The organism is Bacillus sp. 491mf (genome assembly GCF_900112415.1).
In the GTDB taxonomy this organism is placed as follows: Bacteria; Bacillota; Bacilli; order Bacillales; family Bacillaceae_G; genus Bacillus_A.
This window is the reverse complement of the sequence record NZ_FOLV01000034.1, coordinates 12,419-33,838: the sequence shown is the minus strand read 5'-3', so window position 1 is coordinate 33,838 and position 21,420 is coordinate 12,419. Positions and strand designations below refer to the sequence as shown.

Genomic DNA, 21,420 nt, shown 5'->3' with positions numbered 1-21,420 from the left:
TTGGTGCTGTATATTCTTGGTATGATAGATAAGGAAACAGTTGTATATACGTAATGCTGAAAGGGGACAAATTTCAGCGAAAGAAGAGGGAATACACATGAAGAAATTCTTTGTAGGATTCTTAGTAGTTTTAGGAGTATATATGTTTTTTCGAGGCGAATCAGCAGGTGTGGGGAAACCTGTAAATCAGATGAGTTATGTTGATTCAGAAGAAGCAAAACAGGCGAAACAAGTTATTAGCGAAGAGGCTAAGAAATATAATCTTCCAGAGTGGATACCCCTTACAATTGCTGAGCATGAGAGTCGTTTCAATCCGAGAGCTATTGGAGATCAAGGAACGTCGTTTGGGTTGTTTCAATTGCATCGCGGTGGTGGACTTGCTCCTGAGAATCTAACAGATGAGGAGTTAAAAGATCCGCGGAAAAATGCTGAAATTGCTATGCCTCATTTGGCAAAAGGATATAAAAGAGGTATGGAAAAAGGGTTAACAGAATTTGAGTTACTTAAATATGTAGCGAACACATCTGGCTGGCCTGGTACTCTCGGGCCAGAGTGGACTGATAAAAACATGAAATATAATATCGGACTAGAGAATGTATATTATCAAAATAAAGGTGTTATGAAAGAGTAGGTCCTGTGATGACCTACTCTATTTTTCTGTAAAATATGTCGCTAGCTGCGCTTTTACTGCTTGTAATTGCATAGAAACTTGAGGGATTTTATAGCCGACGTATAGTGGTGAAACGACAAAGCGAGGAACGACTTTACATATAATGTTTCCATTTAAGCCATAAAAGAACATGTTATAACTATTACATCGTTTATGAAAGTCTTGTAATACGTAGCGTATAGTTTTTTGAATATAATCGGCCATTAGATCCATTTGATTTTTATTTTCTATTATAATGTTAAACTCTACGAAACCGATAATTGGATGAGTAGAAATATTTAGTTCAATTCCATGTTCTTTGCTTACAACGATTCCTTTGAAATGTTCGATTCTTACATTTTGTCGATAGTCGACTTGTTCCATACCAATAATTTGCATATGGGCATGGTGGATTGTTCCTCCTGATAGAGGTCCGTGGTTTTTATATAAAATAACAGATTGGAATTTTCCGCTTTCTTCTAATGATAACCAGTGCCCAACTGAAAATCGGATAAGCTTTCGCATATGCTCTTGTGTATAGGTTGCAATATGATCATGACAGTTATCAGTTTCGATAATGACTGTTTGTAATGTGTTTTGTAATGTTGGATATTTATTTTTTAGCCAAATAATTGTTTCATCTGTTTCTAAAATGTCGCTTAGTTGTGTTTGATCGCAAAATGGGCAAGCTGTTTCTTTATTTTGCATACTGTTTGGTTTTTGTTGTCCAATCTGATTTGAAAAGTATAGCTGTTGTTGCATCTTTATATTTCTCCCCCTATTTGTCATACTCCAACTAATACATATTCGTGAAAAGTCATTTTAAATCCTTTATAGTAGAATTAGGGAAAGATAGACATATTATAAAAATTGCTAGCAGCAATTTGTGATAGAGCAAAACAAAGACGAGATACTCTTCCTAATTTAGGATATCTCGTCTTTATTGTTTTCGTTATCTTTTTATAAATTGTTAATTTCATCAATGATTGGTTTTGCATCAACTAAAATGTGAATAACGGTTTTTACAATATCCAGCACGTTCTATTCCTCCTTATGATTTTGAACCACAGCTGCCTTTTATGTATGAATGTGTCTATTTACATTATTTTCAGAAAAATGACTATCCAAACGTGTTTTAGGAGAGTATAATGAAAAGGTAAGTATAAAATTCCGTACGAAAGAGGTGAAAGAGATGAATCGTTCTATAGTTATGCGCACGCAATTTTTAGATTTTATCTACATTTGTCGTGCGATTTTTCATCGTGTAGTTGCTAACGGGATACGTATGCCCTTTTTTAGCAATTTCATAATAACTATTGAACGATAGAGGTCTCTTCACCCATTTTATAGAAACGTGTGAAAAGGGAACTATGGTGGTTCCCTTTTCTATTTTGAAATGAAAGCCGTGGGTAAGGTTCTTTACTCATGGCTTTTTTACGTTGAAAGGAGTACGGAAAAAATGATGATTTGTAGTGTAAACAATATAGCGAAGACGTTTGGTGGAAATGTCATATTTGAAAATATATCATTTGAAATAAAGACAGGTGAACGCATTGGGCTAGTTGGTCGAAACGGTAGTGGGAAAACAACAATTTTTCAACTATTAACAGGAATTGAAAATGTGGATGGCGGTGCGATCCACATGAAGAAAGGGACGCGTATTGGTCATGTTGCCCAAATTCCGAAGTTTACTGAAGGAATGACTGTGTATGATGTATTATGTTCTGCGTTTGCGAAAGAGCAAGCATTAGAAAGAAAGATGCGTGAACTTGAACAGAAGATGGCGGTAAATGTTACGGAAAAAATGATGGCGGAGTACGGAGAAATACAGGAGCAATTTTCGTTTCTAGGCGGTTATGAAATAGAAGCAAATATTATGAAAGTGGCTAATGGACTGCAAGTGACAGAATTATTTTCACGCAATTTTAGGGAGCTAAGCGGCGGTGAACAGACGAAAGTGAGTCTTGCATATATGCTCCTTAAAAAGCCGGACTTATTGCTTCTAGATGAACCGACAAACCATTTAGATTTATTCGCAGTGGAATGGCTTGAGCAATTTTTAAAGGAATATGACGGGACAGTCGTTGTGATTTCACATGATCGTTATTTCTTGGATGAAGTCGTAACGAAGATTTTTGATTTAGAAGATGGAGAATTATATGTATACCATACGAACTATTCACGGTTTGTAAAGGAGAAAGAAGAAAGATTGTTGCAAGAGTTTCAAGCGTATCAAGAGCAGCAAAAGAAAATAAAGAAAATGAAAGAAGCCATTAAAAGGCTTAGAGAGTGGGCCAATCAAGCGAATCCGCCAAACGAGGGATTGCATAAACGTGCCCGCAATATGGAACGTGCTCTAGAGCGAATGGAGAAATTGAAGAAACCAGTTTTAGAGCATAAGCAAATGGGGCTTCAGTTTGAAGGACAAGAACGCAGCGGTAAAGATGTTGTGGTCATGAAAGAAGTAGGAAAGAGTTTTGATGAACGTGTTTTATTTCAAAATGTAGAATTACATGTTCGTTTTCAAGAGCGCGTTGCGGTTGTTGGACGGAACGGTACAGGAAAGACAACGCTATTGAAATTATTATTACAAGAAATGAATCCAGATATAGGTGAAATTCGCATTGGTAGCGGAGTAAAACTCGGCTATTTGTCTCAACATGTGAATGTGGACAGTAAACAAACGGTATTAGAAATGTTCAGGGAACAGGTAGCAGTAACAGAAGGAGAAGCACGTCATATACTTGCTCGCTTTCTATTCTACGGCATGGCTGTATTTAAAAAGGTGAATCAATTAAGCGGGGGCGAACGAATGCGTTTGCGGTTAGCGCAGCTTATGTATCAAGATATTAATTTTCTTGTACTCGATGAACCGACAAATCACCTTGATATTGAATCAAGAGAAGTATTGGAAGAAGCGCTTGAACAGTATAATGGCACAATTTTAGCGGTTTCTCATGATCGTTATTTTCTAAATAAGTTGTTCCCTAAAACGTATTGGATTGATAATCAAACAGCGTATGGATTTACTGGGAATTATGCCTTTGCACGTGAAAAGTGGCAAGAAAAAAGAGAGAAAGAACAACGAAGCGTTGTGAAAAAGGAAAAAGCACCACCTGTGCCGAAGCCTATAAATAAGGAGATTATCGATCTGGAAGAGCATGTTATGAATGTGGAGCAAAGTATATACGAACTAGACTGCAAAATGGCTAAAACGAAAAATATTGCAGAGTTGGAGAGGCTGCATAATGAAAAAGAGCGAAAAGAATTGTTAAGAACAAAATTATATGAGGATTTAGAGAATGATATAGATATGTAGAATTAAAAAGCTGGTGGATACCAGCTTTTTAAATTGTGTATGTATCTTATATATAAATTCATTTAAGTCATCGCTTTGTTGTTGTACTACACGTGACCCGCTTAATTTTTAGATGTTGATTCTTTTTTTGTAGAAAATAACCACATGAAAAATTCATAAAATGCCACTATAAATAATGACTGTATAATATTCTCGATCCATTTGAATTGATTATAATTGTTATAATCAAATAAAACGAGAATAATATATAGGGGAATCAAAAAAGTTAAAGGTCTTTTAAGTTTTAGAATCATAAGGTATCATTCTCCTTTACATATTAACCACAATTCCACTTTAACATAAAACACTTACAGTTTCTGTATATTGGAATTTTAGTGTGGCATTCCCGTTTTTTAAGAAAGATGGTTTGATGATTCGGATGGGGAAGAATATGGAGTCTGTATATTTTGTTTGAATACGGGGGGAAACTTTATGCTAGGATATGCCCGGCTACTTACGATTGTTCTCATTTGTATTGTGTATGCTTTGCATATTCCACATGGGAAACTAGGCTTACAATTATTTGTTGGCGCTGCTTGTCTGATTTATGTTGTGAATCATTGTTTGCTTATGATGCCTCATAGCGGAGAGCGACGAATATTTTTTATATTGTTATCGAATGGGATTGTAACAGCTATATTTGGATTCTTATTTCCAAAAGTAGATTTGTATTTAATTTTGTTCGGTGTAGATGCGGTAACTTTATTTATTAATATTCAATCGAAAATGATAGCCCGTTTTTTTATAGGATTTTTCTTTATCTGTTGGTTTGCTATTTTAATATATTCATATCAATATTTTGGAGCGTTTGAAATTTGGGGCAATATTATTTCGTTTATGTTCGTTGTATTTAGTGCTCTTACTGGCGGGTTAATTAAAAAACTAACATTAGCTCGCCAAACGGTAGATGAACAGTATGAAAAGCTAACTTCATCACATGAAGCGCTTCAGGAGGCACATGAGCAATTGCAGCTATATGCAAAAGAAGTGGAAGAATTAACGGCAGTGAAAGAGCGAAATGATATTGCCCGTGAAATTCATGATACGGTAGGTCATAATATGACGGCATTACTTGTTCAATTACAGCTTGCTGAGGAATTATTGAAACAGAAATCAGATCAAACTGGAACGGTTCTGCAAACATGTCATGAGTTAGCGAAAAAATCGTTGCAAGAGGTGAGGGCCTCTGTGCGAACTTTGAAAGAAGAAAATACAGGAGACTTAGTCAGTAATATTAGGCAGATGTTAAATGAATTTTCGAATGCAACAAATGTGAGAACGACATTTAAACTGAACGGTGATCCAGTCATTATTCCGTTATCATTACACCCCACTATATTGCGTATTATGCAGGAATCGTTAACAAATGCAAAGCGTCATGGTAAGGCAGGTACATGTGAAATGAAACTGTCTTGTTTAGATGGAAAGGTGCATATTTCTATTTCTGATGATGGAACAGGCGTAAATGAAGTACATCCTGGTTTTGGACTAATCAATATGAAGGAGCGCGTAGAAGAACGCGGGGGAATGATTCGGTTTGAAAGTGAAAAAGATAAGGGATTTCAACTAAATGTGGAGTTCCCACTAAGGGAAAAGACGTGGGTGATAGGGGGCGCGGTATGATTCGAATTATGATTGTGGACGATCAGTCGCTAGTTCGTGATGGATTAGCGATGTTATTAAATTTACGCCCAGAACTTGAAGTGGTTGGAACTGCAAGCGATGGAGAAGAAGCTGTGCAAAATGCAAAGCGGATTCAGCCTGAAATCATTTTAATGGATATTCGGATGCCTCGTACAAACGGTGTGGAGGGAACGCGTTTAATAAGGGAGCGATTTCCCCATATAAAAGTACTTATGTTGACAACGTTTAATGATAGTGAACTTATTTTTGAAGCGCTTGAACAAGGGGCAAGCGGCTATTTATTAAAAGATATGGCGACAGATACAATTGTGCAAGCGATCTTGACTGTGCATGCTGGAGGCGTTGTACTCCCGCAAGATATTACCGCTCAAATTGTGAAAGAATTGAAGAAAACGAAAGATTATGTTGCTGAGCAGTGTGTTCCAGAACAAATCGGACAGTTAACAGAGCGAGAAATAGAAGTGTTGCGGGAATTAGGATATGGATTAAATAATAAAGAAATCGCGGAGAGATTATTTATTACGGAAGGAACAGTAAAAAATCACGTCTCCAATATTATTAGTAAATTGGAGCTTCGTGACCGAACGCAAGCAGCTATTTTTGCTGTGCGGTACGGTGTGACAGCTTACATATGACTTTTGGCATAGATAAGTATGAAAAAGCAGCAGATGATGCTGCTTTTTTGTTATGCATTTTCTATCTAAAGAGCGATGGAAAGATGAAGTTTTTTTTTTACAATCATAGTGAGATTACATTAAAGGGGTTGAATCGACATGTTAGTCGTAGATCATATTACAAAGTCTTTCGGGGAAAAAGAAGTCGTGAGGGGCGTATCATTTTCGATTGAGAAAGGGGAAACATTTGGACTGCTTGGTCCAAATGGTGCAGGGAAATCAACAACAATTTCAATGATTTGTGGGCTCTTTCCATATGATAGCGGGGATATACGTGTTGGTGGAAAGTCTGTGAAAGAGCATCCGATGGAGACGAAACAAAAAATTGGTGTTGTTCCGCAAGATATTGCTTTATATCCGACACTTTCGGCGAAAGAGAATTTAATTTTCTGGGGGAAAATGTATGGACTTAGCGGAGCGGCAGCGAAGAAACGTGCGGATGAAGTGCTAGCGTATGTTGGTCTAGAAGAACGCGCGAAAGATAAAATTGAAACCTTTTCAGGCGGTATGAAGCGCCGTGTAAATATTGGCGTGGCGCTTATGCATGAACCTGAACTATTAATTATGGATGAACCAACAGTTGGAATTGACCCGCAATCACGAAATCATATTTTAGAAACAGTGAAAAAGTTAAATGAAAAGGGAATGACAGTTATTTATACGAGTCATTACATGGAGGAAGTCGAATATTTATGTGAGCGCATTGCGATTGTAGATCATGGAAAGGTCATTGCGCTTGGAACGAAGAGTGAACTATGTAATCGTCTTGCAGATGGTTTCATGGTGAAGCTACAGGTTAATCATTACGACCAACAATTATTGCAGAAATTACAAGCACTTCCTGTTGTAGAGCGTATTGTAGTGGATGAGGATTCGAATACGATTGATATTGCTCTAACACATAGTGATGCAGTTGGTATGGTCGTTTCAGAAGTTGTTGGAAATCGTGTGCAAATTGCAAAGCTTGAAGTACAAGAACCGAATTTAGAAGCACTCTTTTTACAACTAACTGGTCGTTCACTTCGTGATTAAGGAGGAGAGAATATGAAAAGTTTTATTATCGCATGGAAAGATTTTAAGATACGTTTTACGGATCGGCGTGGTTTCGTGATGATGTTACTTATGCCGCTTTTATTAACAGCTATTTTAGGGTCAGCTTTAAGTGCGGTTATAGATGAAGGCGGATTACCGAAAACAGTAATTGGCTACTATCAGGAAGATGAAGATACGTTTGCTACTATGTTTCGAACAGACGTATTGGAGGCAAAAGAAATAAAAGATGATGTGAAAGTCGAGAAAGTTTCGTCGCGAACCGATTTAGAAAAGATGTTGAAGGAGAAGAAGATTGACGCTGGGATTATCATTCCGAAGCAGTGGAGTGAACATATACAAGAAGGAAAATTTAAAAAAGTTGAACTGCTTACGGATCCTGCGAAAGACATACAAGCAAAAATTGCAGATTCATTCATTCAATCTTTTGCTGAACGAGTGCAAACGGTAGCTTTTGCGACAAAGAGCGTAGTAACGGACCTGGCGCAATCTCAACAAGGGAATGTGCAAGAAGTAGCAAAGAATATGGGAACAGACTTACAATCTATTGCAACTTCACATGAAACTGGAATTCAAACAGGCACAATTGGTAAGAACACGGTTGTGGCTATGCAATACTATGCGGCAGCGATGTTGGTGATGTTTCTTCTATATAACGTAACAGTTGGTGCAAAATCAATTATAGGAGAACGGCGAACAGAAACGTTAGCAAGGTTATTAACGACACCGACAAGTGCTTATTCTGTCTTATTAGGGAAATTTTTTGGAACGTTACTATTTGCGTGTATTCAATTTGGCGTATTTGTCATTGCAACCCATTATGTATTCGGTGTGAATTGGGGGGATGACATTGCACAGCTTATTGCAGTGGGAGTTTCCTATGCAATTTGTGTGTCGGGATTATCAATGCTGATCGCCGCCTTTATTCGAGATGAAAGAACAGCAGATGTTATGGGCGGGATTGGTATTCAACTGTTAGCGGTATTAGGCGGTTCTATGTTACCAATTTATGCATTCCCTAGTACGTTGCAAAAACTTGCTAATATTGCCCCAAATAAATGGGCGCTTACGAGTTTTCTAGATATTATGTCAGGAACGTCTTGGAATACGCTATTACCAATTATTTTGAGTTTATCTAGTGCTGGCATCCTTTCCGTTATCATTGGAACATTACGGTTACGGACTAGATAGGGGGAGAGAGCAGTGAAAAAAATTTGGGCGATTTGTTCACTAGAGTTAAAGCAAATATTAATGAAGCCGCAAAGTTATTTTCTTATGTTAGGTATGCCGATTCTTTTCACATTAATTTTTGGTGGACTTCTAGGTGGAAGTGGTAATGACAAAGTGAAAATTATTTTGGTTGATGAAGATCAATCCAAATTGTCGGCGTATTATTATGAATCATTAACGCATAGCGATCTTGTGAGTGTGGAAAAAGGATCATATGAAGAGGCAAAGAAGAAAATTGAAAATAAAAAAGCCTCTGGTATTGTAACAATCGGGAAAGACTTTCAAAAGCAAATGTTAGATGGAAAAGGTGATAAAGTTCTATTTCAATCTAGTGCTGATTTTACAGGCGGTGCTTCTGTAGAGCACGTGTTACAAAGTACACTAAAGAAAATGGAAGTGGAGGTAAAAGGAGCGAATGTATGGAGCCAAAATAGCGGAAAGTCTTGGGAAACAATGTACGAAACTATCCATACGAAAGCAGAACCTGTTCATATTCAAAAAGAATCTATTGTAACAGGAAAGAAAACAATTAATGGTGTATCAGCTAGAGCGGCAGGATTTTCAATTTTATTTGTAATGATTGTTATGCTGAGTAGCACAGGAACGATTTTAAAAGCAAGGCAAATGGGAGTGTGGCATCGCTTGTTGGAAACACCTGTTACAAGAGTGCAAGTACTAGCTGGATATATTCTCTCATTCTTCCTAATTGGTTGGCTTCAATTTGGAGCACTCATGATATTAACGAATCTATTATTTGATGTACAGTGGGGAGATACGTTAGGAATTATTGTGCTTGTTTCGGTGTTGTTACTTGCTGTTATTGGGCTAGCTTTATTGTTAGCGAGTGTGGTGAAAACGACAGAGCAACAATCGGCATTAGGAAATATCGTCATTATTTCAACTTGTATGATTAGCGGACTGTATTGGCCAATTGAAATAGAACCGGAGTTTATGCAAAAGATTGCAAACTTTGTCCCGCAAACATGGGCAATGCGCGGTTTTACAGAATTAATTGCGAGAGGAGGAGCACTGGTAGATATAGCAGGATATATTGGAGTGCTACTTTTATTTGCTGGTATCTTCTTTGTTATCGGTTTAACAAGAATACGTTATGATTGAAAAAAAGAAAGCAGAATTTACAGCTTTGCACGCTGCATTCTGCTTTCTTTTTCTTGTTCTCCCGTTGACCTAAATGAAATGATAATCGCAATCCCGAACATGAAGATACACATTAAAAAGAGGACGAACGTCGGGAAGAACGGGAATAAGAGTAATGCTCCTAATATGACGAGCATTAAACAAATATAGTTCAAGACGTGTAGGAATAACTTGTCCATGTTTTCTCCCCTTTATTAAGAATCTGTTATTATCGTATGCATGTCTAGTAATTAATAGAATGGTTTTTGAAGAGAATTTTCGCGTAATGTAAATGTTGGAACATGTAAGTTGCTGCTAAGAAGGACAAAAAGTGCCGCATTCACGCCTTTGCACATCCATGCACGCACGATATCTCTTACCTAAAAGAAAATGTTTTGCAATGTGGATTTATATATGTAGCGTGTCATCGCATATAAAATAACAAGCACTCTTTCCAAAATGAAAAGAGTACTTGTTATTTTAAAATCTTTTATTTTTTTAATTTCGTAATTAAATTCCCTTCCAAAAATAAATCGGAAGTTATTAATCTTTTATTTGCTTTTTCGAAATCTTTTTCTGACAATGCCTTTACTTTGTCTCCAGTTTTGAAGTTCCATACTTCGCCTTTGTCAAATGATCCGTGTTTATTTAAAAAGATATAATCACCTTTTGCAAACGAGCCATCTCGAAATGGGACGTAATGATTTTCAACGTTTTGATCAAATAAAGGTTGTCCTAAGAAATATTTATCATTTTGTTCAATACCTAATAAGTATAGAATCGTTGGTGTAATATCTAAATGACCGCTTGCTCGTTCATCAATTTTACCTTGTTGCTTATTTAATTTCACACTATGAACAAGGAAAGGAACTTTATCATATTGACGATCGAATTTTTGTTGTAATTTAATCTTATCTAGTTCTTCTGGAGGTAATCCAGCATCATGGTCTCCGTAAATGGCAAGAATAGAAGAATCATATAAACCTGTTTCTTTCAGTTTTTTAATAAAAACACCTAATGTTTGATCAATATAGTGAACGGAATGAAGGTAGTTCCCCATTAATGTATTTTCTAGGTCGCCTAGTTGTAACTCCCTATGCTGAGGCGGTATTTCAAATGGATGGTGATTTGTTAATGTAATTAAGAAACTAAAGAAAGGTTGTTTCAACTTTGGTAATTGATCCCCCATTTGATTTAGAAAATCCATATCTGATATACCCCAGCCAATTTGTTCCCCAGGTTGAAGATCTTTTGCAAACATAGATTGTTGGAATCCTAAGTTACGATGCATAAACGCTCGATTCCAAAATCCGCCTTCATATCCATGGGCTGAAAGTGTAGCGTAACCGTGTTCATCTAAAATAAATGGTAATCCTTCGAATGTATTATCAGCGAAGTTAAAGTAAATACTCCCATTAAATCGAGATGGATGCATGGAAACTAATGATGTAAATTCACCATCTGACGTTCTTCCTTGGTCGGTCTGATCAAAGAAATTTGGGAAGTAAGTACTCTCCCTTTTAAAGCGATTTAAGTTTGGAGTAATTTCTTGTCCATTGACAGTTAAATCGATAACAAAGTTTTGCAAAGATTCAGCTTGAATGAGAATTACATTTTGTCCTTTTGCTTTTCCAAACTGTACTCCTTTTACAATTTCTTTATTTTGTTCGTGAAACCATGTGTTTATATTGTTTATTTCTTCTTTAGAGACATCTTCTTTTAAAATCATGGTATTTATATATTTATAAATATCGAAAACGTGGTAATTTATAATCCCTAGATGATCTGCAACCCACGAATTCGAAAAGCGAGCCGTTGTAATGTTTGATTCTTTCACGTATGTGTACTTCTCTCGTAGCGGAAATAAGACAAGCAGTGCAATTACGAGGAATACAATTGCGTGAACGATAATACTTTTAGAGTATTGGAATAAGTCTTTTCGAATCATAATGACATAGACGAAAATCAATAGGAAGATATCGAGGAAATAAATAATATCTTTTCCTTCAATCAATGTCCAAATACTGTCCGTTAAATCAGATACTTGCCCAAATTGTTTAATTAAGCTGATAGAGAGTAAATCATGAAAGTAGCGATAATAAATGGCGTTAGATAGCAATAATAGACTAAACAGAAAATCTAGTGTAATTATAGAAATAATCCGCCATTTTTTCGAAAATAAATGAATAATTGGAAGAACGAGTACGATTTCAAAGAAAGTAATGCGTATTGTAATTTCTTGTGGTTCAGCCAAAAATACGCTGTAAAATAAGTTTAGTTTCCATAAAAGGAAAACGGTAAAAATAATGAAGTCAAGTTTTGACAATATAAAGTTTTTTGTCTGAGAATATAATGTCAACATGTAGAAAATCCCCTTTTGTATACACACAGTTGTAATGAAGAATGATAGTGGGCTGTGTCATTTATAAGTTATTTTTATTTTAGCATGAAACAAGGATTGTTCTCTAGAAGACAAAAATTGGACAGGGAGTACATTCCCTGTCCAATTTTTGTTAAAAGATAAGGATTTATCCCGCTATTCGTGGGCAGTAAGACCCCCACCTCAAGATTGAGAGAGAATCGAAGAAGATAGGTGGGGATAACTGTCCGTAAAAGCCCGATTGGTTCAACTAATAATCAGTGGGGGATGAATCCCCCACTGATTAAAGTTTCACTTTATAAAATTCGAGTTGTTTTATCCTCCAGTGTGAAAAGAAAAAATACCTTCCCGTCAGAGAATAAAGTAATTATCTTTGCTGAATAGCCTATCGTACTTGGCTTATTTTTGTAGGGTTGTTTCTAATACATACCGCTCAATTGCATAAGCAACGCCGTTTTCATTATTTGTCAACGTAACAACATCACATAAATTTTTTACGGCAGCTTCTGCATTTCCCATTGCAATCGATAAACCTGCTACCTCTAGCATTGGTACATCATTAAAATTATCCCCAATGGCAATTGTATCTTGTAAAGGGATATGAAAATATTTTGCCATCTCCTGTAATCCGGTGCCTTTATGGCCGTGTTTGTCCATAATTTCTAAGTTTGTTGGAGCAGATGCAGTCACCATCACTGCGTCATCTTTTTCTAATGATTGTAGCAATTGTGTACGATTATCTTTATTGAATGTAAGGATGAAGAATTTTGAAATTTCAATAGTTGAATCGGATATTACATCTTCAATACTTTGGAATGTTGTAATTAAGTTAGCCTTTAGTTGCTTTTCGGTAATTCGTTCAATTTCTTCAATTGTAATGTCAAGAGACTCTTCATTTAGTTGAAAAGACTTTGTAACTTGTTCTTTCCAATTATACGGTGCATACACACCTTTGTTTGTATAGAGTTTATACGGAAACTTCTCCGCTTCGAGTTGCTTGGCAATTTCATATACTTTTTCTTTCTTTAAAGTACGTGAGTGAATGACCTTTCCATCAGCGTATACTACTGCCCCATTACTAGCACCTAGTGGAAGGGATAATTGATATTGCTCAAGTAGTTTTAAAATATCTTCTTTGGCTCTACCAGAACAAATCATAACGATGTGTCCTGCTTCTTCAGCATTTCGGATTGCTTCCAAGTTTTCATTGGAGATTTCTAGATTGGATGATAACAGTGTGCCATCCATATCAAGTGCGATTAATTTCAAAGTGCTCACCTCTTTGTTTCCATCATACTATATATACGCAAGTTAAAACACCGACATAAAGGCCTTCTTTCTTTTTAAAAGGTGGACGAGGCCATCTGGCTGCGCATAGTAGCGACTTATATGTCGCTACTATTACATATATATTAGAAAGCAATAATAGTATTAAAGATTCCTAAAAAAAATTGTAATAAATTCATAGAGCTATTGCTTAAATAAAATAGTTATGTTACATTAATGTTACAAACGTTACAGTTGTTACTTAAATGTAACGTTAATTTAAAAACTTTGAACAAACTATTTCTTAGAGATGACATAAATTTTAATTACATATAAATACTTATAAAAAAAGGAGAATGAGAACAATGGAAAATAGAGAAGTATTACAACTAACAAAAATGGATTTACTAGGATCAGTAGGAGCGGCGGCAACATTAACGGCACTAATCGTATTTTTATCAAGTGTTTTAGTTTAATTGTAAAAAACGAGCGGAATATATACATCTTATAAAAGGAGAATGAAAACAATGGAAAACAAAGAAGTATTACAACTAACAAAAACGGACTTATTAGGATCAGCGGGAGCAGCAGCGGTATTAACAGCATTCATCGTATTTCTTGCAAGTGCGTTAGTATAATTTAAAGCAATTTTGTATAGGAAGTAGAGCGGAAAACTATTACAAAGTGCAAGTTACATATAGAAATCTATTAAAAGGAGAATGAGGATAATGGAAAACAAAGAAGTATTACAATTAACAAAAGTGGATTTATTAGGATCAGCAGGAGTAGCAATGGCTTTAACAACATTAATTATGTTTCTATCAAGTGCGTTAGTATAATTTAAGTAGATAATTTTGGACGTGAGAGAAAAGAGGGACTTCGGAAAACGAAGTCTTTTTTTGTTGTACTATTATGTCAGAGCAAATAAAAAACGACATAAAACTTTCTTAGGAGGATGAGCACATTTGGACATGCATAGAGGCGGTAAGTTCCTTTTTCTGCTGCACGCAATGTTTAAAACAAAGGGAGAAAGCGAGTACGGGTCATGCTTTGTTTTACATATCAGTGACTTAGACGATGAAAAAGCAAGATGGGTTTATATAGTGGGGGAAATGTTAATTCGTATGGGATGGATAGAAAAAAGTCGAATTTTCTATGTGAGAAAAAGGAAGGTATTTGACGGAAAAGACAGAAGATTTAAAATTGACAAAAACAAATTGCGGTGCGGTTTGTTTTTTTACTCGTAATTGGAAGCGTTTTCGTTTTTTGGGAGAAGAAATTAGAAAATTATATTGCAGGGGGATGAGGAAGTTATGAAACAAAAGTCCATGGAAGATTTAGCGGCACAAATGGAGGATTTTTTTCCAGTACGTGATGTTGACCATTTAGAATTTTATGTTGGTAATGCAAAACAAACGAGTTATTACCTTGCAAGAGCATTTGGATTTAGCATAGCTGCATATTCTGGTTTAGAAACAGGAAATCGAGATAAAGTATCTTACGTACTTGTACAGAAAAATATGCGTTTTGTTGTGTCAGGTGCTTTGAATACAAATAGCCGTATTGCTGAATTTGTAAAACAGCACGGTGATGGAGTAAAAGATGTAGCACTTCTAGTAGAAGATGTAGAGAAAGCATATACAGAAGCTGTAAAGCGTGGAGCAGTTGCGATTGCCCCGCCAGAAGAGCTATCTGATGAACATGGAACTCTAAAAAAAGCGGTCATTGGCACATACGGTGATACGATTCATACACTTGTAGAAAGAAAGAATTATAAGGGTGCGTTTATGCCAGGATATGAACCATTTACATCTACTGTTCCGGTGGAAGAAACAGGTTTAGTTGCTGTTGATCATGTTGTTGGAAACGTAGAAAAAATGGAAGAATGGGTAAGTTATTACGAAAATGTAATGGGCTTTAAACAAATGATTCATTTTGACGATGATGATATTAGTACGGAGTATTCTGCATTAATGTCGAAAGTAATGACAAATGGAAGCCGTATTAAGTTTCCAATTAATGAACCGGCAGATGGAAAAAGAAAATCACAAATTCAGGAGTATTTAGAGTTCTATAACGGAGCAGGTGTACAACATCTTGCATTATTAACGAATGATATTGTAAAAACTGTTTCTGCGCTGCGTACAAATGGCGTCGAATTTTTAGATACGCCAGATACGTATTATGAAGAGTTGACAGCACGTGTTGGTCAAATTGATGAAGAGATTGAAAAATTAAAAGACCTAAAAATTCTTGTGGATCGTGATGATGAAGGGTACTTATTACAAATTTTCACGAAGCCAATTGTGGATCGTCCAACTTTATTTATTGAGATTATTCAGCGTAAAGGATCAAGGGGATTTGGAGAAGGTAATTTTAAAGCGTTATTCGAATCGATTGAAAGAGAACAGGCGCGTCGCGGAAATCTGTAAAATGAAAATTTTACTGCCTGTTAGAGCGGGGTAATGGTTAGGAGAGATGCTCCTTCCTCCCGCGCTTTACTTTTTAAGCGAGGAGAGAAAATGATGAAGTTTATTACATTTCGTCTTCCTTCACAAGAAATGCGAGCTGGTTGGCTTGAAGGTGACAAAGTTATTGATATGCATACGGCAAGCCTGGGGGCGCTTCCGTCCACAATGATTTCTTTTTTAGAGAAATCCGATGAATATATGGAAATCATCAGTAAGATTGGTACGCCAGAGAGTGGTATTTATCATGTTGCGGATGTAGAGCTTTGTGCACCTTTACCAAACCCAGGAAGTATCCGTGATTTTTATGCATTTGAACAACATGTAAAAACGGCGCGGGGTCGCCGCGGTTTAGATATTGTTCCGGAGTGGTATGAGATTCCTGTTTTTTATTTTACGAATCATCGCGCTGTGATTGGACCGGAAGAAGCTGTTATTTGTCCGAATGCAACGAAGAAACTTGACTATGAATTAGAGATTGCTTGTGTCATTGGAAAAGAAGGTAAAAATATTTCGCAAGGGCAAGCTCATGAATATATTTTTGGATATTGTATTATGAATGATTGGAGCGCTAGAGATTTACAAGCGCATGAAATGAAGGTCGGCCTTGGACCAGCAAAAGGAAAGGACTTTTCTACATCGCTTGGGCCGTATATTGTGACGAAAGATGAGTTAGACATATATCGAAATGAGGATCGTTACAATTTAGAAATGACAGCTCATATTAATGGCGAACAATGGTCGAAAGGTAATTTTCAAGATATTTATTATACGTTTGCTGAAATGATTGAACGAGCATCTCAAGGTGTTACGCTGTATCCAGGAGATATACTTGGTTCTGGTACGGTTGGAAGCGGCTGTATTTTAGAGCTTGGAATAGAGAGATGGCTGAAAGACGGCGATGTGGTAGAGTTAAACATTACTAGTTTAGGGACATTGCGTAATACGGTAAAAGCAGAAAAGAAAGCGGGGGATGAGCATGTATTATCGTCGCATGGGGGAACTTCCTCGTAAACGACATGTACAGTTTCGTAAACAAGACGGAACGCTCTATCGTGAGCAAGTTATGGGGACGAAAGGTTTTTCTGGTACGCAATCTATTTTGTATCACCATTACATGCCAACAGAAGTTGGGCATGCTTCTTTAGCGCGGTCTTGTCAATTGCAATATGAAGAAGATGTAGCGTTAGCGCATCGTCATTTTCGAACGAAAGAATATAGAAAAATAGGAGATGCCGTGAACGGAAGGAATTTTCTATTAGGAAATGAAGACTTACGAATTGGGGTTGTAAACGGGGCGGGAAAAATGGACTATTTTTATCGCAATGGCGATGGAGATGAGATGCTATTTGTTCATTATGGGTCTGGAAAAATCGAGACAATGTTCGGCACGATTCACTATCGAAAAGGAGATTATATTATTATTCCAATCGGTACGATCTACCGTGTAATGCCTGAAGCGGGAGAATCGAAATTTCTCGTTGTTGAAGCAAATAGTCAAATTACAACACCGCGTAATTACCGCAATGAGTACGGACAATTGTTAGAACATAGTCCGTTTTGTGAGCGTGATATTCGTGGTCCTGAGACGTTGGAAACGTACGATGAAAAAGGTGAGTTTGTTGTGATGACAAAATCGAGAGGATATATGCATAAACATGTTTTGCAGCATCATCCTTTGGATGTTGTAGGATGGGATGGGCACTTATATCCATGGGTATTTAATATTGAGGATTTTGAGCCAATTACAGGACGCATTCATCAGCCGCCGCCAGTACACCAAACATTTGAGGGACATAACTTTGTTGTGTGCTCATTCGTTCCGCGTCTATATGATTATCATCCAGAAGCAATTCCGGCACCGTATTACCATAGTAATGTAAATAGTGATGAGGTGCTCTATTATGTAGAAGGCAACTTTATGAGCAGAAAAGGGGTAGAGGAAGGGTCTATTACGCTTCATCCGAGCGGTATTCCACATGGACCACACCCTGGGAAAACAGAAGCTAGCCTTGGTAAAAAGGAGACAATCGAACTAGCGGTTATGATTGATACATTCCGTCCACTACGCATTATAAAAGATGCACATGATATGGAAGATGAGCAATACATGTACAGTTGGATAGAACGAGGCACACATACCGTATAAATGACTACTATGTCGAAAGAACAAACTGACCCAAATGGTACATAAGTGCCTTTTGAAGTCAGTTCTTTTTTCGTTATCGACCGTTCTTTGCGATATATCGGCGCTTCGACATACAAGTAGTTGATCCGCAAAGCTGAATTATACAAAAAAGTGAAAGGAGCTGACTAAAACGTGAACTTTTTAGTCAGCTCCTTGTAAAGAAATCGACATATTTAAAATACCAAAAATATTTATAGAATGATATAAAAATATACAAATATAAATCATCTTTATAATTTTCATTTGTACTACAATAACGCACCATACTAGTTCAGATCATTCGAAATAGTGATGGAATGACAAATTTTTTATTAAGTTATTGACGAAAAAAGATGAAATAAGTAAAATGAATTTAAATATTAAATTTTCAGAAAATTACAAATGCCGAGGTGCTGGGGATGAAGCAAATCTTTCAAAAAAAGCCGATTACACAACTGTTGCAAGAGGGAAGTCAGAAGAAATTGGATCGAACATTAGGAGCATTAGATTTAACGATGTTAGGGGTAGGGGCGATTGTTGGGACAGGTATTTTCGTCTTGACAGGAGTAGTTGCTGCGAAACATTCTGGACCTGCTATTATTTTATCTTTTGCATTAGCTGCACTCGCTTGTGCCTTTGCCGCCTTTTGTTATGCAGAATTTGCTTCTAGCGTACCGGTATCGGGAAGTGTGTATACGTATACATATGCAACGCTGGGAGAAGTGTTTGCCTTTTTAATTGGATGGGATTTAATGCTTGAGTACTTATTGGCAACATCAGCTGTTGCAAATGGATGGTCAGCTTATTTTCAGTCTTTATTAAAAGGGTTTGGAATTCAAATTCCAACCATTTTAGCTTCTGCTCCTGGGGCAGGAAAAGGTGGAATTATTGATTTACCAGCTGTTTGTATTATTTTAATTATGACAGTCCTTTTATCACGAGGTGTTCGTGAAAGTGCCCGTGTAAATAATATTATGGTACTCATTAAATTAGCCGTTGTACTATTGTTCATCTTTGCTGGTGTTAAATATGTAAAACCAGAAAACTGGACACCGTTTATGCCGTTTGGTTTTGATGGTGTAATGGTAGGCGCAGCGACGGTATTCTTTGCTTTTATTGGTTTTGATGCCGTTTCAACAGCGGCGGAAGAAGTAAAACGTCCGCAGCGTGATTTACCAATTGGTATTATTGCATCGTTATTAATTTGTACTGTTTTGTACATTGTTGTTTCGCTTATTTTGACAGGTATTGTACCGTATGGAAAATTAAATATTTCAGATCCAGTAGCATTTGCACTTCAATTTATTGGAAAAGATGGTTTGGCAGGTGTTATTTCAGTAGGTGCGATTACAGGAATTACAACTGTTATGTTAGTTATGATGTATGGTCAAGTCCGTGTGTCGTATGCAATGAGTCGTGACGGTTTATTACCGAACCGTTTTTCAAAAGTACATCCAAAGTTTAAAACACCGTTTTTAAATACATGGATAACAGGGGTTGTAGCAGCGCTTATTTCAGGACTTGTTGACTTAAGTGTACTAGCTCATCTTGTAAATATCGGAACTCTATCTGCGTTCACACTCGTTGCAATTGCAGTTATTGTAATGAGAAAAACACATCCAGATTTACCGCGTGCATTTAAAGCGCCCCTTGTGCCGATTTTACCAGCACTAACTGTAATCTTTTGTTTATATTTAATGCTTCAATTACCGGCAATTACATGGAAAAGTTTTGGAATCTGGATGGTAATTGGAATAGGAGTCTATTTCTTATATAGCAGAAAGAATAGTGCATTACACAAAGAACCTAGTGATGAAAAAACTGTGAATCTATAAGGTTGAAAGCCGTTCTAAGAAAAAGAACGGCTTTTTATTTTTGAAAATTTACATTTTTACAAAAATATTATAAGATGAAATTTGGTCGATTAAGTGAAGTTTCGATTGGATAGTGGAATCGACCAGGCGCTTACTACCCAAAAGTAGTGGGAGGGGGAGAATATGAAGAAAACATGGCAAGAATTAAAGCAGATGGATCGTAATGTTTGGATTCGATTTATTGGGGAGACGTTAAATGGAATTGCAATGATGATGTTAATGCCATTTTTTGCATTATATTTAAAAGATAAAGTGGATTCATTGCTGCAAGTGGGAATTATTATGGCGCTGTCTCCAATTGCGGCAAGTTTTGGTTCTCTTATAGGCGGCCGAATTGCGGATGTTTATGGGCGAAAGCCAATTATGATATTTTCAATGGCTAGCAATGCGATTTTAATGCTTGGGTTCTTATTTATAGATGGTTTTATACCATATGCTATTTTATCTATTTGTTTAGGGCTAAGTAATTCGTTGTTCCATCCGGCAGCCTCCGCAATGGTAGCTGATGTAACTGAACCTGAAAAGCGAACAGAAGCATATGGTTTGCTGCGAATGGGGCATAATATCGGAGCTGCTATTGGCCCAATTATAGGTGCTTCGGTTGTAGTGCTTTCTAAAACGGTTATTTTTATGATTGCGTCATCTTCTATGTTGTTCTACGCAATACTAGTTTTACTACTTATTCAAGAAACAATGCCAAAAGATGTAACAACACAAACGAGTAAGGAGGAAGAAGCGAAACAATCTGTATGGAAAATTGTATTTCAAGATAAAATTTTACTCATTTATATATTGGCTGGAATTGTTATTTCGATGGGATTTTCGCAAACAGAAGGTATGCTTCCTCTTCATTTTGATAATGAAATGAAAGGGATATTTGGAGTGAATAATCCATATCCTTACTTAATGGCTATGAACGGACTTTTGGTAGTTTTGTTTCAATTTCAAATTTCGAAATGGGCGACTGATAAACCGGTAGGGAAAACGATGCTATACGGTGCTTGGTTATTTGGAATAGGTCTTCTTGCCATCGGATGGCTTCCGAGGTGGTTTGGCGGAATGGGGGCAAATGCTACTGTAGTTCTTGTTACGCTATTAATTGTATATGCGATTTATACATTAGGAGAAATGATTATGTCTCCTGTCCAAATGACATTTATAGCAAACTTAGCACCAGAGCACCTGCGAGGTACGTATATGGGAGCGGCTAGCTTACAATGGATTACAGGTAATGCGTTCGGTCCTCTGCTTGCAGGGTTTTTACTCGATCGTTTGTTAGGTCACGTTTTATTTACGGTTTTAGGAATCGGATGTGTGGTAGCGGGACTTGTTTACATATCATTAGACCGACTTGTAGAGCAAAGACAAAAAGACAATATGGTAAAGCGAACTTCATCCCCCACTGATTATTAGTTGAACCAATCGGGCTTTTACGGGCAGTTTAGCTCCCGCCTAACCTCTTTGCTTTCGCCGAATTTTGAGGTGGGGGTATTACTGCCCGTTAATGCGGGATAAAGTTTTCA

Annotated in this window: 21 protein-coding genes; 17 read left to right on the top strand and 4 right to left on the bottom strand. The window is 36.8% G+C overall.

What is annotated here, in order from left to right; genetic code table 11:
• Positions 1-97: 97 nt before the first annotated feature.
• Positions 98-631 (top strand): transglycosylase SLT domain-containing protein, encoded by a 534-nt coding sequence (locus BM211_RS20720; protein ID WP_090999265.1) that lies wholly within the window; start codon positions 98-100, stop codon positions 629-631.
• An 18-nt stretch (positions 632-649) separates the two neighbouring features.
• Here BM211_RS20720 and BM211_RS20715 read toward each other — a convergent pair whose 3' ends face one another.
• A complete protein-coding gene (locus BM211_RS20715) occupies positions 650-1,411 on the bottom strand; it encodes a DUF4931 domain-containing protein (protein ID WP_141771676.1) in 762 nt (253 codons plus the stop codon).
• Positions 1,412-1,841: 430 nt separating this feature from the next.
• Between BM211_RS20715 and BM211_RS27420 the strand changes: the two genes are divergently transcribed.
• The 7 genes from BM211_RS27420 (at position 1,842) to BM211_RS20675 (ending at position 9,724) form a co-directional block, all read left to right on the top strand.
• Complete coding sequence (locus tag BM211_RS27420; protein ID WP_090917231.1) at positions 1,842-1,976, top strand: RAxF-45 family protein; 135 nt, start codon at positions 1,842-1,844, stop codon at positions 1,974-1,976.
• Positions 1,977-2,108: 132 nt separating this feature from the next.
• Positions 2,109-3,968 carry a ribosomal protection-like ABC-F family protein gene (gene abc-f, locus BM211_RS20705; RefSeq protein WP_090999261.1) on the top strand — a complete coding sequence of 620 codons (1,860 nt, stop codon included), beginning with the start codon at positions 2,109-2,111 and terminating at the stop codon, positions 3,966-3,968.
• Between the two features lie 471 nt (positions 3,969-4,439).
• Positions 4,440-5,630: a sensor histidine kinase gene (locus BM211_RS20695; protein WP_090999257.1), complete on the top strand. Its 1,191-nt coding sequence runs from the start codon at positions 4,440-4,442 to the stop codon at positions 5,628-5,630.
• Positions 5,627-6,286 carry a response regulator gene (locus BM211_RS20690; protein ID WP_090999253.1) on the top strand — a complete coding sequence of 220 codons (660 nt, stop codon included), beginning with the start codon at positions 5,627-5,629 and terminating at the stop codon, positions 6,284-6,286. Before BM211_RS20695 ends, BM211_RS20690 begins: the two co-directional genes overlap by 4 nt.
• 138 nt (positions 6,287-6,424) lie before the next feature.
• Positions 6,425-7,357 (top strand): ABC transporter ATP-binding protein, encoded by a 933-nt coding sequence (locus tag BM211_RS20685; RefSeq protein ID WP_090999251.1) that lies wholly within the window; start codon positions 6,425-6,427, stop codon positions 7,355-7,357.
• Positions 7,358-7,369: 12 nt separating this feature from the next.
• Positions 7,370-8,566 carry an ABC transporter permease gene (locus BM211_RS20680; RefSeq protein ID WP_090999249.1) on the top strand — a complete coding sequence of 399 codons (1,197 nt, stop codon included), beginning with the start codon at positions 7,370-7,372 and terminating at the stop codon, positions 8,564-8,566.
• A 12-nt stretch (positions 8,567-8,578) separates the two neighbouring features.
• Entirely contained in the window at positions 8,579-9,724 is a 1,146-nt protein-coding gene (locus BM211_RS20675; RefSeq protein WP_090999247.1) for an ABC transporter permease, read from the top strand.
• A 17-nt stretch (positions 9,725-9,741) separates the two neighbouring features.
• Here BM211_RS20675 and BM211_RS20670 read toward each other — a convergent pair whose 3' ends face one another.
• The 3 genes from BM211_RS20670 to BM211_RS20655 form a co-directional block, all read right to left on the bottom strand.
• Positions 9,742-9,942 (bottom strand): hypothetical protein, encoded by a 201-nt coding sequence (locus tag BM211_RS20670; RefSeq protein WP_035432450.1) that lies wholly within the window; start codon positions 9,940-9,942, stop codon positions 9,742-9,744.
• 290 nt (positions 9,943-10,232) lie between these two features.
• Entirely contained in the window at positions 10,233-12,104 is a 1,872-nt protein-coding gene (locus tag BM211_RS20665; RefSeq protein WP_035432452.1) for an LTA synthase family protein, read from the bottom strand.
• 417 nt (positions 12,105-12,521) lie between these two features.
• On the bottom strand, positions 12,522-13,391 hold the full coding sequence (locus BM211_RS20655) for a Cof-type HAD-IIB family hydrolase (RefSeq protein ID WP_035432454.1): 870 nt from the start codon (positions 13,389-13,391) through the stop codon (positions 12,522-12,524).
• Positions 13,392-13,753: 362 nt separating this feature from the next.
• Between BM211_RS20655 and BM211_RS20650 the strand changes: the two genes are divergently transcribed.
• The 9 genes from BM211_RS20650 (at position 13,754) to BM211_RS20610 (ending at position 21,310) form a co-directional block, all read left to right on the top strand.
• Entirely contained in the window at positions 13,754-13,864 is a 111-nt protein-coding gene (locus tag BM211_RS20650) for a DUF3948 family protein (protein ID WP_035432457.1), read from the top strand.
• Positions 13,865-13,915: 51 nt separating this feature from the next.
• Positions 13,916-14,026, top strand: a complete 111-nt coding sequence (locus tag BM211_RS20645; RefSeq protein ID WP_090999245.1) for a DUF3948 family protein — start codon at positions 13,916-13,918, stop codon at positions 14,024-14,026.
• A 90-nt stretch (positions 14,027-14,116) separates the two neighbouring features.
• Positions 14,117-14,227, top strand: coding sequence for a DUF3948 family protein (locus BM211_RS20640; protein ID WP_081904850.1), 111 nt, complete (start codon positions 14,117-14,119; stop codon positions 14,225-14,227).
• 126 nt (positions 14,228-14,353) lie between these two features.
• On the top strand, positions 14,354-14,635 hold the full coding sequence (locus BM211_RS20635; RefSeq protein WP_090999243.1) for a hypothetical protein: 282 nt from the start codon (positions 14,354-14,356) through the stop codon (positions 14,633-14,635).
• A 66-nt stretch (positions 14,636-14,701) separates the two neighbouring features.
• Complete coding sequence (gene hppD, locus BM211_RS20630) at positions 14,702-15,820, top strand: 4-hydroxyphenylpyruvate dioxygenase (RefSeq protein WP_035432465.1); 1,119 nt, start codon at positions 14,702-14,704, stop codon at positions 15,818-15,820.
• 93 nt (positions 15,821-15,913) lie between these two features.
• The gene (locus BM211_RS20625; protein ID WP_090999240.1) at positions 15,914-16,870 is read left to right on the top strand and encodes a fumarylacetoacetate hydrolase family protein; all 957 of its coding nucleotides are present in this window, start codon (positions 15,914-15,916) and stop codon (positions 16,868-16,870) included.
• Complete coding sequence (locus BM211_RS20620; protein ID WP_090999238.1) at positions 16,836-18,005, top strand: homogentisate 1,2-dioxygenase; 1,170 nt, start codon at positions 16,836-16,838, stop codon at positions 18,003-18,005. The genes BM211_RS20625 and BM211_RS20620 overlap by 35 nt, the downstream gene beginning before the upstream one ends.
• Before the next feature lie 437 nt (positions 18,006-18,442).
• Positions 18,443-19,858 (top strand): branched-chain amino acid transporter BcaP, encoded by a 1,416-nt coding sequence (locus BM211_RS20615; RefSeq protein WP_090999236.1) that lies wholly within the window; start codon positions 18,443-18,445, stop codon positions 19,856-19,858.
• A gap of 162 nt (positions 19,859-20,020) precedes the next feature.
• The gene (locus BM211_RS20610; protein ID WP_090999234.1) at positions 20,021-21,310 is read left to right on the top strand and encodes an MDR family MFS transporter; all 1,290 of its coding nucleotides are present in this window, start codon (positions 20,021-20,023) and stop codon (positions 21,308-21,310) included.
• Positions 21,311-21,420 lie beyond the last annotated feature (110 nt).

Excerpts from the sequence above, each read along its gene's own strand:
- BM211_RS20620 (WP_090999238.1), top strand. The coding sequence starts at position 16,836 with ATGTATTATCGTCGCATGGGGGAACTTCCTCGTAAACGACATGTACAG.
- BM211_RS20715 (WP_141771676.1), bottom strand. The coding sequence starts at position 1,411 with ATGCAACAACAGCTATACTTTTCAAATCAGATTGGACAACAAAAACCA.
- BM211_RS20680 (WP_090999249.1), top strand. The coding sequence starts at position 7,370 with ATGAAAAGTTTTATTATCGCATGGAAAGATTTTAAGATACGTTTTACG.
- abc-f (WP_090999261.1), top strand. The coding sequence starts at position 2,109 with ATGATGATTTGTAGTGTAAACAATATAGCGAAGACGTTTGGTGGAAAT.
- BM211_RS20665 (WP_035432452.1), bottom strand. The coding sequence starts at position 12,104 with ATGTTGACATTATATTCTCAGACAAAAAACTTTATATTGTCAAAACTT.
- BM211_RS20720 (WP_090999265.1), top strand. The coding sequence starts at position 98 with ATGAAGAAATTCTTTGTAGGATTCTTAGTAGTTTTAGGAGTATATATG.
- BM211_RS20690 (WP_090999253.1), top strand. The coding sequence starts at position 5,627 with ATGATTCGAATTATGATTGTGGACGATCAGTCGCTAGTTCGTGATGGA.
- BM211_RS20670 (WP_035432450.1), bottom strand. The coding sequence starts at position 9,942 with ATGGACAAGTTATTCCTACACGTCTTGAACTATATTTGTTTAATGCTC.
- BM211_RS27420 (WP_090917231.1), top strand. The coding sequence starts at position 1,842 with ATGAATCGTTCTATAGTTATGCGCACGCAATTTTTAGATTTTATCTAC.
- BM211_RS20650 (WP_035432457.1), top strand. The coding sequence starts at position 13,754 with ATGGAAAATAGAGAAGTATTACAACTAACAAAAATGGATTTACTAGGA.
- BM211_RS20645 (WP_090999245.1), top strand. The coding sequence starts at position 13,916 with ATGGAAAACAAAGAAGTATTACAACTAACAAAAACGGACTTATTAGGA.
- BM211_RS20610 (WP_090999234.1), top strand. The coding sequence starts at position 20,021 with ATGAAGAAAACATGGCAAGAATTAAAGCAGATGGATCGTAATGTTTGG.
- BM211_RS20685 (WP_090999251.1), top strand. The coding sequence starts at position 6,425 with ATGTTAGTCGTAGATCATATTACAAAGTCTTTCGGGGAAAAAGAAGTC.
- BM211_RS20640 (WP_081904850.1), top strand. The coding sequence starts at position 14,117 with ATGGAAAACAAAGAAGTATTACAATTAACAAAAGTGGATTTATTAGGA.
- BM211_RS20625 (WP_090999240.1), top strand. The coding sequence starts at position 15,914 with ATGAAGTTTATTACATTTCGTCTTCCTTCACAAGAAATGCGAGCTGGT.
- BM211_RS20615 (WP_090999236.1), top strand. The coding sequence starts at position 18,443 with ATGAAGCAAATCTTTCAAAAAAAGCCGATTACACAACTGTTGCAAGAG.
- BM211_RS20695 (WP_090999257.1), top strand. The coding sequence starts at position 4,440 with ATGCTAGGATATGCCCGGCTACTTACGATTGTTCTCATTTGTATTGTG.
- hppD (WP_035432465.1), top strand. The coding sequence starts at position 14,702 with ATGAAACAAAAGTCCATGGAAGATTTAGCGGCACAAATGGAGGATTTT.